At 42.9% G+C, this 13,191-nt stretch carries 14 protein-coding genes; 1 reads left to right on the top strand and 13 read right to left on the bottom strand.

Features of this window, described 5'->3' with window-relative positions; all coding sequences use genetic code 11:
• Window positions 1–105: 105 nt before the first annotated feature.
• The 3 genes from EV282_RS01190 to EV282_RS01180 form a co-directional block, all read right to left on the bottom strand.
• Window positions 106–1,233, bottom strand: coding sequence for a S8 family peptidase (locus EV282_RS01190; protein ID WP_413466150.1), 1,128 nt, complete (start codon window positions 1,231–1,233; stop codon window positions 106–108).
• Between the two features lie 247 nt (window positions 1,234–1,480).
• Window positions 1,481–2,122, bottom strand: coding sequence for an MOSC domain-containing protein (locus EV282_RS01185; RefSeq protein ID WP_165389312.1), 642 nt, complete (start codon window positions 2,120–2,122; stop codon window positions 1,481–1,483).
• Between the two features lie 42 nt (window positions 2,123–2,164).
• Window positions 2,165–2,491 (bottom strand): hypothetical protein, encoded by a 327-nt coding sequence (locus tag EV282_RS01180; protein ID WP_077360653.1) that lies wholly within the window; start codon window positions 2,489–2,491, stop codon window positions 2,165–2,167.
• Between the two features lie 153 nt (window positions 2,492–2,644).
• Between EV282_RS01180 and EV282_RS01175 the strand changes: the two genes are divergently transcribed.
• Window positions 2,645–3,976 (top strand): CoA-disulfide reductase, encoded by a 1,332-nt coding sequence (locus EV282_RS01175; protein WP_130293056.1) that lies wholly within the window; start codon window positions 2,645–2,647, stop codon window positions 3,974–3,976.
• 39 nt (window positions 3,977–4,015) lie between these two features.
• On the opposite strand, the gene EV282_RS01170 is transcribed toward EV282_RS01175, so the two are convergent.
• The 10 genes from EV282_RS01170 to EV282_RS01125 form a co-directional block, all read right to left on the bottom strand.
• On the bottom strand, window positions 4,016–4,147 hold the full coding sequence (locus EV282_RS01170; RefSeq protein WP_130293055.1) for a 3-methyladenine DNA glycosylase: 132 nt from the start codon (window positions 4,145–4,147) through the stop codon (window positions 4,016–4,018).
• An 83-nt stretch (window positions 4,148–4,230) separates the two neighbouring features.
• A complete protein-coding gene (locus tag EV282_RS01165) occupies window positions 4,231–4,698 on the bottom strand; it encodes a hypothetical protein (protein ID WP_130293053.1) in 468 nt (155 codons plus the stop codon).
• Window positions 4,699–5,022: 324 nt separating this feature from the next.
• Complete coding sequence (locus tag EV282_RS01160) at window positions 5,023–5,649, bottom strand: thymidine kinase (protein ID WP_130293051.1); 627 nt, start codon at window positions 5,647–5,649, stop codon at window positions 5,023–5,025.
• A 226-nt stretch (window positions 5,650–5,875) separates the two neighbouring features.
• A complete protein-coding gene (locus EV282_RS01155; protein WP_066293975.1) occupies window positions 5,876–6,121 on the bottom strand; it encodes a type B 50S ribosomal protein L31 in 246 nt (81 codons plus the stop codon).
• A gap of 106 nt (window positions 6,122–6,227) precedes the next feature.
• Window positions 6,228–7,514: a transcription termination factor Rho gene (gene rho, locus EV282_RS01150; RefSeq protein WP_130293050.1), complete on the bottom strand. Its 1,287-nt coding sequence runs from the start codon at window positions 7,512–7,514 to the stop codon at window positions 6,228–6,230.
• A gap of 506 nt (window positions 7,515–8,020) precedes the next feature.
• A complete protein-coding gene (glpX, locus tag EV282_RS01145) occupies window positions 8,021–8,989 on the bottom strand; it encodes a class II fructose-bisphosphatase (RefSeq protein WP_066293980.1) in 969 nt (322 codons plus the stop codon).
• Between the two features lie 85 nt (window positions 8,990–9,074).
• Complete coding sequence (locus EV282_RS01140; RefSeq protein ID WP_077360661.1) at window positions 9,075–10,367, bottom strand: UDP-N-acetylglucosamine 1-carboxyvinyltransferase; 1,293 nt, start codon at window positions 10,365–10,367, stop codon at window positions 9,075–9,077.
• A gap of 328 nt (window positions 10,368–10,695) precedes the next feature.
• Window positions 10,696–11,346 carry a fructose-6-phosphate aldolase gene (gene fsa, locus EV282_RS01135; RefSeq protein WP_130293048.1) on the bottom strand — a complete coding sequence of 217 codons (651 nt, stop codon included), beginning with the start codon at window positions 11,344–11,346 and terminating at the stop codon, window positions 10,696–10,698.
• A gap of 228 nt (window positions 11,347–11,574) precedes the next feature.
• On the bottom strand, window positions 11,575–12,438 hold the full coding sequence (fba, locus tag EV282_RS01130) for a class II fructose-1,6-bisphosphate aldolase (RefSeq protein ID WP_130293047.1): 864 nt from the start codon (window positions 12,436–12,438) through the stop codon (window positions 11,575–11,577).
• A 250-nt stretch (window positions 12,439–12,688) separates the two neighbouring features.
• Window positions 12,689–13,066 carry a response regulator gene (locus EV282_RS01125; protein ID WP_171978822.1) on the bottom strand — a complete coding sequence of 126 codons (378 nt, stop codon included), beginning with the start codon at window positions 13,064–13,066 and terminating at the stop codon, window positions 12,689–12,691.
• Window positions 13,067–13,191: the final 125 nt, after the last annotated feature.

Here is a 13,191-nt window from a genome sequence, read left to right as displayed (position 1 = left end):
CAACCCCTCTTTTTCACCCCATAAAGCTTTTGGCATGAAATTTCAAAAAGTTTACCTCATAAAAAAGAGGCCCCAGTCAGGGACCTCTTTTTATATGATCAAAAGTTATCTAGTCGCTGCGTAAACATCAATTACGCCTTTACCGTAATAGAATGAATCGCCAAGCGGTTTTGCCGTATTCACTAGCTTTTGACGGACTTGAACGTTCGTCAGTCCTGGGTTGCCAGCCATAATAAGCGCTGCTGCTCCTGCTACGTGCGGAGAAGCCATTGACGTTCCGTTGTAGCTGTCATAGCCATTTCCTGGAACTGTGCTTAAAATGTTTACTCCTGGCGCCATAACTTCAAGTTCAGAACCTACACTTGAAAATGATGCACGGTTGTTGCTGGAATCAACTGCTCCAACAGCCATAACTGAAGCATACTTTGCTGGATAGCCGATTGTATTCTGCTTTCCTCTTGTTCCAGAGTTTCCTGCAGCTGCCACTACAAGAACGCCAGAGTTATATGCATTATCACAAGCTTGCTGAAGCGCTGTTGAACCAGAGCTTCCACCTAAGCTCATGTTGATGACATCCATATTGTTTGCTACAGCCCACTCAATCCCTTGAATGATGCCGCTGTATGTTCCACTTCCAGAACTGTCTAATACTTTTACCGCATAAAGGTCAGCTGAATAAGCTACACCAAGAACACCTGTTGTGTTATTAAGAGCCGCTACTGTACCTGCAACGTGTGTACCATGGCTGTTGCCGTCTGTCAGTGCATTCGGCTCACCTGCCACGAAGCTCGCACCTCCGCGAACGTTTAAATCTGCGTGACTAGCATCGATACCTGTATCTAAGATAGCCACTTTCACCCCAGATCCTGTGTTTCCAGTCGCATGCACTTGATTTGCTTTAATATGAGTAATACCCCATGGCGTTGTTTGAGCTGTTGCATATGCCATGTGATCTTCTTCCACATATGACACATTCGGGTTCTTCTTAAGCGCTTCTGCTGCCGCTTCTGGCATAGAAACAAGCATCGTATCCATAAACTTGAACTGATGCTTAACCTGTCCACCCATTTTTTTAACATCATTAACTTGAGCTGTTTGAATATCTGATTTAAAACCAACGAGGAAGTTCTTCGGTCCTTTATCAACCGTTGCAGCAGATGCAGAGAAATGGAGATTTCCTACCAATAGGGATAGGACAAACAACAAACTGAAGATAGCACTAAACGTACGCAATACAGTTTTTTTCATTTCTTTTCCCCCAATCATGATTTTATAACAATCAAACCATGTGCTCTTGGTGGTCAGGTCCCGGGCCCGTATGTATATTTCTGAATTGTTTGACTATTACTGGATAATTGTAACACGATTAGGAGGTTTCAAATATTGGGAAAAAAGTGTTCATTTGTATGAAATGAACGACCTTAATAAAGAACAGTTTTCCCAAGTCCATACATCAGGGAAAACTGTTATAATAAAAGTTTTAAGTTTTCTTTAATAAAGACTGCCTCATATTTTCTGCCAGTTCCTTCACTTCGATCAGCCGCTGTATTTTTACAGGATCTTTTTCAAAACCATATTTGATCTTGTTGGCTTCTGTTACCGTAATTCCAGCAGAATGCCTTTCTATCCTGACCATTTCATCACCGGCTTGAACTAGCCCCTCTTTCAATACACGAAGGTAGTATCCGGTACGGCCGGTATCCACGACTCTTTTTATCATATCGGGACGACAGAGTATCGATGCCAAAGTGTTGCACGGCTGTCTCGGCTGGGTAATCTGCACGACCGCTTCCCCCATCTGAATAACGTCTCCGATACACACATCGTCTTCTAAAAATCCGAGCGGAGTAATATTTTCGCCGAATGAAGGGATCACAAGCGGTGTATCAAGCTGTAATTCAGCGTTCCATTTTTCATAGTACTCATAAGGATAAACACACACAGCTTGATCGAATCCGCCATGATGAACGGTATTCCCCACCCCGTCGCCTTCAAAATGTGTTTTATGAAGGAAAACGGATTCCTTCTGGGGAATTTTATGATATCCGGTAAAAAATGATCGGCCCGATGCAGTGACTTGTTCAGGAAGCTTGATATTTAAAGAAACAACTTTTCCGTTCATCATCCTCACCTCAAAAAGAGCATAGCATAGGACAAAAGGAAATTAATAGGAAAATATATTTTTGCGCAGCTGCTCGTAATCCAAGCGCTCCTGATTTATTCTGATCGCTTTTGTAAGCTCTTCAATAATCACTCGTTCATCTGTAATCACATTGAACACGTATGGGATCGTCGCAAAATGCCCCAAGAAATGCGTACAGCCCACATAACGAGGGTTATCTGTATGTTTTTCCGTTTTGTATTTTATAATAAAATTCCCCATCCCTTCATAAACAGGGTCTAAAGGTTTCTGATCCAATTTTTTTAGCAATGTATGTATAGGTTGAACTGGAGCATTCCAGTCTGTTCCGTTCGATTTAATCTCAAGCACACAACCACCTCTTTCTACTATCATATTTCGTTTTTGGAACCGGCTTCTTGTTGGTCCGTTGCTATATTGGCGAGGCTTTTGGATACTTCACGTTACTTTTTTGAAGCCGATGGGAATAATATAAGGATAGATACATGGAAAGGAGCTGACGAAATGAAATATTGCATAATTGGAGGAGACGCAGCCGGGATGAGCGCTGCGATGCAGATCGTTCGAAACACGGACAAGGCTGACATTACTGTTCTGGAAAAAGGCGGGATCTATTCATACGGACAGTGCGGTCTTCCTTATGTCGTCGGCGGGCTGATCCCTTCAACTGAAAAATTAATCGCAAGAAGTATCGACACGTTCCGAGAAAAATACGGAATGGATGCACGTACTTTTCATGAAGTAAATGCAGTAGACACAGCTTCTAAAACCGTTTCCGGTGTTCATACAAAGAGTGGTGAACCTTTTGAGGTAACCTATGACAAACTTCTGATTGCGACAGGCGTCAGTCCGATCATGCCTAAAGAATGGACAGGTGTTCATTTAAAAGGAATCTACCCTTTAAAAACAATTCCTGATGCAGAAAAGCTGATGGATGGCCTTAACGACGTTCAGCATGTAACGATCATCGGCGGCGGATACATAGGTTTGGAAATGGCTGAGAACGTGGCGAGACTCGGAAAAAAAGTTCGTATCATTCAACGCAGCAAACAGCTTGGAAGCATCTTTGACGAAGACCTTGCGCCGATGATTCATGAAGAAGCTGAAAAACACGGAATCGAACTATGCCTAGAAGAGGATGTGATCGGCTTTAAAGGTGATGATCACGTTCAATTTGTAAAAACAGCGAAAAAAGATTATCCGACTGATCTCGTTATCGCAGCAGTCGGTGTTAAGCCAAATACCGATTTTTTGAAAGATACCGGGATTTCTTTGAATGAACAAGGCGTGATCGTCGTTAATGAGCGGATGGAAACGAACGTTGCGGATGTATATGCTGCAGGAGACTGTGCTACTCACTATCACAGGGTAAAAAAGCTGAACGATCATATCCCACTCGGCACAACCGCAAACAAGCAAGGCAGAATCGCTGGCTTGAACATGGCTGGTGTGGATAAAACGTTCAAAGGAATCGTTGGGTCTTCAATCATTCAATTTATGGATCTGACTTTAGGAAAAACAGGGCTTTCTAACAAAGAAGCTGAAAAACTGGGTATTCCTTATGACGAAATTCGAATCACATCAAAAAGCCATGCCGGTTACTATCCGGATGCTAAAAAACTCGAAATAAAAATAACCTATCATAAAGAATCAAAGAAACTGTTGGGGGGACAAATTATCGGTGCTGAGGGCGTTGATAAACGAATTGATGTTCTTGCAACCGCACTATATCACGAGATGGATGTGGAAGAGCTGATTGATCTAGATTTGTCATATGCACCACCCTACAATGGTTCGTGGGACCCGGTTCAGCAGGCAGCCCGACGACTAAAATAGGATTTAAAAAAACCGGTCTTAGAGGACCGGTTTTTATATTTAATTATCTTTTGAACCTTGGTTACCTGTGTGATCGGGTTTATCGGGATCACGCTGGGGTTCTACATCCTCATTCGACCGTTCCTTCTCCTCTTGTTCTGGAGAGTCCTCAGACTTTCTTTTTTTAACCATTACAATCCCTCCTCTCATCAAATACGTACTTATTTCCCTATCAGATGAGAAGAAAACATGAAATGAAAAGTTGATAAAAGAAGTTATTGATCGATTTTAAGGGAGAAGTTATACCTTGGAACCGCACGTTCTACTGCATTTGTGATTTTTCGATACAATGCAGCGCGTTCGCTTTTCGACATATCGTCAGGTACGTTCACATGTATGTGAGCGTAGTTCCCGTTGATTGTAACCATTTGCGGGTTGATCCCCGAAACATCTTTTACGGTCTGACGAATCAAATCCTGATCATCCGATAAATCAAAACGCGATTGATTCATGCTTCTGTAATCACTTGGATTCATGTTCGTGTCAAAACTGTAATTGATGCGGGGTTCGTTTTTGGTCAGGTGGTAATTTATAATTCCATGTCCAAACATGTTGTCACGGATCTCCCCATTTTCACTATGAGCTGCCGGCTCCGTTTTCGCTCCTTCTTCCTTATACGACTGCATAGGAGAACAAGCCGTAACAAGCAGCACTAAAAATGGTGTAAGGATAGCCTTTTTCACTACAAACACCTCCCATATCAATAGGATTTCCTGACTGGGAAGTGATTATGAACAAATAGGTGCAGTTTTGCCGGGCAAACTGGTTTGATACTCGGGTCTGGGGCGGGGAAAGAGGACGGAACCAGACGTTGGAAGACTCAATCCAAAAGTTTGATGCTCCAATCCAAAAATTTTGGGTCTGAATCCAAAAATTTCAGCCCTGAATCCAAAAGTTTTTATAGTTTATCCACGAGTCGACATTCCACGACAGCGTTCGACACCTCCATCTCCCTCCCCAATCAAAAAAGCCCGGGAGCAAACAACTCCCGGACTCAACATACTAATTTAGTTAGAACGTCCTTCCAAGCCCTCTACGCTTGAAAGAAGGTTTCTTTTTTTCCCTGGTACTTCATGACAATGACGGCAGCGGGGCTCGTATGATTCAGATGCGCCCACTAAAATAACAGGATCGTCATAAGAAGCTGGTTTGCCGTTGATCAAACGCTGTGTACGGCTTGCAGGAGAACCGCAAGACATGCAGATCGCTTGAAGCTTCGTCACGTGCTCAGCTAGTGCCATCATTCTTGGAACAGGTCCGAACGGCTCACCTTTAAAATCTTGGTCAAGACCTGCTACGATCACGCGCAGTCCTTGATCGGCAAGCTCTTGAGCGACTGGAATAATATCTTCATCGAAGAATTGCACTTCGTCTATCGCAACCACTTCTGTTTCAGGCAGTACATTTTTTAAAATTTCAACAGATCGTCCTACAGGCTCAGCCATAACTGCCGTTCCGTTATGAGAAACAACCGATTCCTCGCTGTAGCGGTTATCAATTAGCGGCTTGAACACCTGTACTTTTTGCTTGGCATATGTTGCTCTTCTTACACGGCGGATCAATTCTTCTGATTTCCCAGAGAACATGCTTCCGCAAATTAATTCGATCCAGCCATTTTGTTTCATCACATACATGGCTCGCTCCCCCTTTCGCAACAATCTTCCCCTTAGTATGTACGGATTTCATTCTTACAAATAAAACGTTCTTTTCAGGAGCTGCTAACTCCTTTTAAAGCTTAAAATAAAGTTTCTAAGCGTATAAAAAACCCGGCCCATCAACGGACAGTTACCGAGTTTCCAATCATTTCTCTATAAAGAAAAAAAGGGCAAGAAAGACTCCTGCCCTTTTACTTGCAACAAATTACTTAAGGTTGTATTTCTTCTTGAAGCGGTCAACACGTCCACCAACATCAGAGAACTTCTGACGTCCAGTGTAGAACGGGTGAGTGTCAGAACTTACATCCACTTTGATTACTGGATATTCGTTACCGTCTTCCCATTTCATCGTCTCGTTTGAATGCAACGTAGAACCAGAAAGGAAGCTAAATCCGCTTTGAGCGTCAACAAAGATAACCTTCTTATAATTCGGATGAATTCCTTGTTTCATGTCAATTTCACTCCTTCTGCCCTGTTTCCTATGCGGAAGCAGAGTTAAATAAACACATAAAAACAGTATAACAGGGACAAATCCCATTTGCAACCATACTTTTTCGTTAGTTTGTTACGGTTTTAACGCGCTTTGGAGCGCCTTTTTTCTCCGATTCAAAAAGCTCGAAAAACTCTTCGTTGTTTTCCGTTTTTCGCATGCGTTTCATGAATTTATCTACAAAATCGAACGAGTCATCCATCGTCTTACGGATTGACCATAAGGCTTCAAGATGATCTTTTGCGATAAGCATCTCTTCTTTTCTCGTACCGGAACGGCGAATGTCGATCGCAGGGAAAATACGGCGCTCAGCCAGCTTGCGGTCTAAGTGAAGCTCCATGTTTCCTGTTCCTTTGAACTCCTCGTAAATCACGTCATCCATACGTGAACCTGTATCAACAAGTGCTGTTGCTAAAATCGTTAAGCTGCCGCCTTCTTCGATGTTACGGGCAGCACCAAAGAATCTCTTCGGACGATGGAAAGCAGCAGGATCAATACCACCTGATAGGGTACGGCCGCTTGGCGGAATAACCAAGTTGTACGCACGCGCCAGACGTGTAATGCTATCAAGAAGAATAACAACGTCTTTTTTGTGCTCCACCAGTCTCATCGCACGTTCTAAAACAAGCTCTGCTACTTTAATGTGGTTTTCAGGCACTTCGTCAAACGTTGAACTTACAACGTCACCTTTTACAGAACGCTCGATATCGGTTACTTCCTCAGGACGCTCATCGATAAGCAATACGATCAATTCGGCTTGAGGATTATTAGTCGTCACGCTGTGCGCGATCTCTTTCAGCAAGCTTGTCTTACCCGCTTTAGGAGGAGCGACGATCAATCCACGCTGACCAAAACCAACAGGCGCCATCATATCAATGATACGCGTTGAAATGTTGTTGCTCGTTGCCTCCATAACCATTTTCTTTTCAGGATAGAGGGCTGTTAATGCAGGAAAATGCACTCTTTCCTTAGCCGTCTCAGGATCCTCTCCGTTAACCGCATTAACTTGTAAAAGTCCGTAATAACGCTCGTTTTCCTTTGGAGGACGAACCTTACCTGATACTTTATCTCCGTTTCTGAGATCAAATCTGCGAATCTGAGACGCAGATATGTAGATATCCTGTGAGCTCGGAGAATAGTTGATCGGACGTAAGAAGCCGAATCCTTCGTTCGGGATGATCTCCAATACACCTTCCATGAATGAATAACCATCAAGTTCTGCTTGTGCTTTTAAAATAGAAAACATCAATTCCCGCTTTGTCAGTTTTCCGTAATATTGAATATTAAATTGTTTTGCAAGCTCATAAAGCTCTCTTAATTTTTTTGTTTCTAATGTAGCTAAATCAATCCCCATAGTGACACCACGCTTTTCTTATTTTACTATTTACTTTTTTTACTAAAATTTTGGGATTTATATATGTTGGTTTGGTTTTGGTTATTGGAAGGAGTTCCTTGAAAGTTAAGGGTTTAGTGGGTTGAAGAAATTTTTATTCTAAATGAATCATACTTCTTATTTTAACCACAAAAATGCTCTTTAATCAAGTCAGGACAACTTGCCGGCCACTGCCATAACGTGAATTTACATTACAATCCTGGTTTTTGCAACTTTACTTTATGCTCAACCCTTGTACCTTTGAATGTGGTTAATTTCCGTTCCAGATGCTCGCTTTCCGAGGGGCGTGCGGTGAGCCCCCTGCCACTCTGTGCCTTAGGGGTCTCACCTGTCCCGCTCGTCCCTCAGGAGTCTCGCATCTTGCACTCCAATTAACTTGCTCTATGACGACAATACAAAACCAAGTTCAATCTTTTGGGAAGAACCTAACGGAAAGACCGGACGCAATGTCCGGCCTTCTTATCCCATTATGGTTTGATTACAAGGTCTGGTTTTTTCTTTAGGCTGTGTCGGCCGTCGATGAAACGGACTGTGCCTGATTTTGCACGCATAACGACAGATTGCGTCGTTCCCGTAGATCCGTCGAAGCGAACGCCTTTTAACAGCTCACCATCTGTAACACCTGTAGCTGCAAAGATCGCATCGTCCCCTTTTACGAGGTCGTCCATGTACAATACGCGGTTTACGTCTTCGATTCCCATGCGTTTACAGCGTTCTAATTCTTCGTCGTTTTGAGGAAGAAGTTTTCCTTGAAGCTCTCCGCCAAGACACTTTAAGGCAACAGCTGCGATAACGCCTTCAGGTGCTCCGCCTGATCCGAATAAAATATCCACACCTGTATCATCGAATGCTGTATTGATCGCAGCGGCAACATCACCGTCAGAGATCAGTTTAATTCTCGCACCCGCTTCACGGATATCCTGGATGATCTGCTGATGACGAGGACGGTCTAAAATTACCGCAACTAGGTCTTCAATATTTTTATTTTTCGCTTCTGCTACTGCTTTTAAATTATCGATAACTGGAGCGTTGATGTCGACTTTCCCTACGCTCTCACGTCCTACTGCAATCTTGTCCATATACATGTCAGGTGCGTGAAGCAGGTTTCCATGGTCAGCGATCGCCAGAACTGCAAGTGCGTTCCACGTCCCAGATGCCACGATGTTCGTTCCCTCAAGCGGGTCAACCGCAACATCTACGCGAGGACCATAGCCTGTCCCAAGCTTTTCACCGATATAAAGCATAGGAGCTTCGTCCATTTCTCCTTCACCGATAACAACGGTACCTTTCATAGGAACCGTGTCAAAAACGTTTCTCATGGCAGTTGTTGCTGCTTCATCTGCCTCGTCTTTCTTGCCTCGTCCCATCCAGCGTGCTGATGCAAGAGCTGCCGCTTCTGTTACACGAACAAGCTCCATTGATAAACTTCTCTCCATAATGTGGTTCCCTCCCCATACTTAAAACGCTTACATATTTATCCTTAAGAAAAATCACCGGTTGGGGTGATTTCTCTTTTTACACTTATGAGTTCTTCATTTCTTCCATTTCTTCTACATCCATATTTTCACGCCACACTTTAGCTCCAAGTCCTTTTAACTTTTCAACTAAAGATTCATAGCCACGGTCAATATGCTCAAGGCCCGAGATTTCCGTTACACCTTCAGCCATTAGACCTGCTACAACAAGCGCTGCACCTGCACGAAGGTCAGAAGCTTTAACTTTTGCCCCTTCAAGCTTTGCTGGCCCATTTATTATAGCAGAACGGCCTTCAACTTTCACATTCGCTCCCATGCGGCGAAGTTCATCTATATGTTTAAAGCGTGCACTGTAGATCGTATCCGTTACAATGCTCGTTCCTTCTGAGCTTGTTAAAAGCGAAGTGAACGGCTGCTGAAGATCTGTCGGGAACCCTGGATATACGAGCGTTTTGATATCAACACTCTTCAATGGGTCTTTCCCGCGGTAAACTAAAACCTGATCGTCTTTCGTTTCGATGAAGACACCCATTTCTCTTAGCTTGGCAATCAATGATTCTAAATGCAGAGGAATGACATTATCCAATAAAACCTGCTGGCCCATTGAAGCAGCTAAGATCATGTACGTTCCGGCTTCAATACGGTCAGGAATAATAGAATGACGGCATCCATGCATTTTTTCGACACCATCGATACGAATTACGTCCGTACCTGCCCCTTTGATCTTCGCTCCCATGCTTGTTAAGAGAGTAGCTACATCGATGATTTCAGGTTCTTTCGCTGCATTCTCAATAATCGTCTGCCCTTTTGCTCTTACTGCTGCAAGCATGATATTGATCGTTGCTCCAACACTTACAACATCCAGGTAGATACGTGCTCCAACAAGCTCGTCTGCGCGAAGGTAGATCGCACCTTGCTCGTTCGTCACTTTTGCACCAAGCGCTTCAAAGCCTTTAATGTGCTGGTCGATCGGACGCGGTCCAAGGTTGCATCCGCCAGGCAAACCGATTACAGCTTTTTTAAAACGCCCAAGCATCGCACCCATCAAGTAGTAGGAAGCGCGAAGCTTTTTTACCTTTCCGCTCGGAAGAGGCATCGCAATCATGTTTTCAGGGTTAACCGTAAGCGACTGATTTTCGTCCAGGTAAGCTTCTCCCCCGATTTCCTCTAACAAATCACGCAGAATACGGACATCTGATATGTTAGGCAAACCTTCAATGGTAACGGTAGATTCTGCTAGTATCGTAGCGGGGATCAAGGCCACCGCACTATTTTTTGCTCCGCTTATTTGGACCGTTCCTTCTAGAGGATAGCCCCCTTCAATCATCAGTTTTTCCATGGTAAACTCCTTTCAGTAAGAGTCACAAAGACAGTCGTAATTGTGAGTATATTACCAGTTTCGTTAATTTTATTATTTACCAAAATTTTCTTTTGATGTATTAAAATTGTGCTCGGCTTTGTTGCTTTTGAAGGTGGTTGATTTCCGCTCCAGGTACTCGCTTTCCGCGGGGCGGGCGGTGAGCCTCCTGCCGCTTTGCGCCGTTAGGAGTCTCACCTGTCCCACTCGTCCCGCAGGAGTCTCGCACCTTGCACTTCAATCAACTTGTCAAAGTTGAACGAACACAATACATTGAAAGCAAAAACTTTTATAAAGAAAGAAAACCAAATTACTTTCTGTTCGCTGCATCCCAATCAGCTAGGAACTTTTCAATACCTTGATCTGTTAATGGGTGCTTTACAAGGCCTTTGATAACGTTCGGTGGAATCGTTGCAATATGAGCTCCGCGCAATGCTGCTTCTGTTACGTGAACAGGATGGCGGATCGATGCTGCAATGATTTCAGTCGGGATCTCATGAATCGCAAAAATTTGTGCTACTTGTGAGATAAGCTCCAATCCATCTTGACCGATATCATCTAAACGGCCTAAGAATGGCGATACATAGGTTGCACCAGCACGTGCAGCTAATAATGCTTGGTTTGCATTAAAAATAAGCGTTACGTTCGTTTTGATATTTTCATCAGAAAAAGTTTTAACAGCTTTTAGTCCATCAAGCGTCATTGGTACTTTTACTGTAATGTTCGGCGCGATCTTAGCTAATTCGCTGCCTTCTTCTACCATTTCTTCATAAGAAGTTCCGATCACCTCAGCACTAACAGAACCCGGTACAAGACTTGTGATCTCCTTCAAACGCTCATGGAAATCAACGCCTTTTTCTTTCGCTACTAAAGACGGGTTTGTTGTTACTCCAGATAAAATGCCCAGGTCATAGGCTTCCTTAATATCGTCAATGTTTGCTGTATCAATAAAGAATTTCAAAACAATCACTCCTGTTTTTTAGGTTTCTCGTTCATTTATATTCTTTTATAACACACACTTCTTCATACACGTTAGTAGTGCGCTTACATTTTTCTTTTTAAATAAGTACACTTTATTGACGGATTTACCATGTCCCAAGTTACACACTATTATAGTGTAAATGAAACCGCCTATGATGTATAGGCGGTTTCAAAGAAAGGTTCATATTAGTATTTTTTGACCAGAAAATTACGCTTTGTTGGAAGAACCGAACTCACGCATTTTTCCTGCTACTGTTGATTGAATCGCATCGCGAGCTGCAGTCAAGTATTTACGTGGATCGTACTTGTCCGGGTTAGCTCCGATATATTCTTTAACAGCTTTATGTGAAGCAATTTGGTTTTCAGTGTTTACGTTGATTTTAGCAGTTCCTAAAGAGATCGCTTTTTGGATATCTTTTGTCGGAATACCAGTACCACCGTGAAGAACTAGAGGTACACCCGTTAGTTCCATAACTTCTTTCATGCGGTCGAATCCAAGGTTAGGCTCACCTTTGTAAGGTCCGTGAACAGAACCAAGTGCAGGTGCAAAACAGTCAACTCCTGTTTCACGAACAAGCTGATCACATTCAGATGGAACAGCGTATGCAGCTTCAGCATCGTCAACGATTAGATCATCTTCTTGTCCACCGATACGGCCAAGTTCTGCCTCAACAGAAACACCGTGGATGTGAGCAAGCTCAACCACTTTTTTCGTTAACTCAATGTTTTCTTCTAAAGGATGATGAGAGCCATCGATCATGACAGATGTGAAACCTGCATGAATAGCTTCAGCACACTTCTCAAAGCTTGAACCATGGTCTAAGTGGATCGCTACAGGAACAGTTACTCTGTACTCTTCCATAAGTGCTTTTACCATAGCAACAGTTAGCTTAAATCCACCCATATAACGAGCAGCACCTTCAGATACACCAAGAATTACTGGTGAATTCTCTTCTTGTGCAGCTTTAAGTATAGCTTGAGTGAACTCAAGGTTGTTCAAGTTGAATTGACCAACTGCATAATTTTCCGCTTTTGCTTTTTCAAGCATTTCCTTCATTGAAACTAAAGGCATGTTACATGTCCTCCTTTGGATATTGGCACGAGCAGACCAACTACGTTTTTGTATTGTATATTGCTGAAATGTACAAACAGCAAAAAGAAGCCATTATAGTTTACCTTTCATGGCGTCTTGCTAAACATTTCATAATGCTCATTTCCATTCTAGTATAGCATACCAATATCGCCCGGAAACCGCAACACATCAACGTTTTCGGGGTGTAAACGCTACCATCGGCGACACGTCAGGCTTTTAAAGATTTTTCTTAGGAAGGTGTATTTAATGGAAGTTCTTTCCTGACCGCAGCACGGATCTCATCGATGTCGAACGGTTTTGCAAAATGAGTAATGGCTCCCAGTTTCATGGCTTCATGAATCATGTCCAGTTCACCGTAAGCAGTCATGATAATAACTTGGATCGTTTCGTCATGCTTCTTCACACGGCGAAGAATCTCCAGGCCATCCATTCCTGGAATTTTCATATCTAAAATAACAAGATCAGGGCGGTCCTTCTCCACAATAGACAGAGCTTGTACACCATTAGCAGCCTGATACGTCTTGTAACCTTCTTTTTGAAAGATTTCATTTAAAAGAATTCGAATGCCATATTGATCGTCTACAATTAAAATTTTCCCGCTCATTATTGCTCACCTCATCTGAGTTCATTTGCAAATCAACTTATCAGTATCTATTTCTATATATCCAAAGAATTTCCTGCTGTCCATCCATGAAATGTCATGTTAAATTCAGTATACTAAACGAAAGAACT

Source organism: Fictibacillus sp. BK138 (assembly GCF_004216955.1).
In the GTDB taxonomy this organism is placed as follows: domain Bacteria; phylum Bacillota; class Bacilli; order Bacillales; family Fictibacillaceae; genus Fictibacillus.
Note: the sequence above shows the minus strand (reverse complement) of the source record. Positions and strands in the feature narration are given on the sequence as shown.

Coding starts and splice junctions, on each gene's coding strand:
- EV282_RS01160 (WP_130293051.1), bottom strand. CDS start 5,649: ATGTATGTGATGAAACAAAATGGCTGGATCGAATTAATTTGCGGAAGC.
- EV282_RS01185 (WP_165389312.1), bottom strand. CDS start 2,122: ATGAACGGAAAAGTTGTTTCTTTAAATATCAAGCTTCCTGAACAAGTC.
- rho (WP_130293050.1), bottom strand. CDS start 7,514: ATGGGGATTGATTTAGCTACATTAGAAACAAAAAAATTAAGAGAGCTT.
- glpX (WP_066293980.1), bottom strand. CDS start 8,989: ATGGAGAGAAGTTTATCAATGGAGCTTGTTCGTGTAACAGAAGCGGCA.
- EV282_RS01140 (WP_077360661.1), bottom strand. CDS start 10,367: ATGGAAAAACTGATGATTGAAGGGGGCTATCCTCTAGAAGGAACGGTC.
- EV282_RS01155 (WP_066293975.1), bottom strand. CDS start 6,121: ATGAAACAAGGAATTCATCCGAATTATAAGAAGGTTATCTTTGTTGAC.
- EV282_RS01170 (WP_130293055.1), bottom strand. CDS start 4,147: ATGGTTAAAAAAAGAAAGTCTGAGGACTCTCCAGAACAAGAGGAGAAG.
- fba (WP_130293047.1), bottom strand. CDS start 12,438: ATGCCTTTAGTTTCAATGAAGGAAATGCTTGAAAAAGCAAAAGCGGAA.
- EV282_RS01175 (WP_130293056.1), top strand. CDS start 2,645: ATGAAATATTGCATAATTGGAGGAGACGCAGCCGGGATGAGCGCTGCG.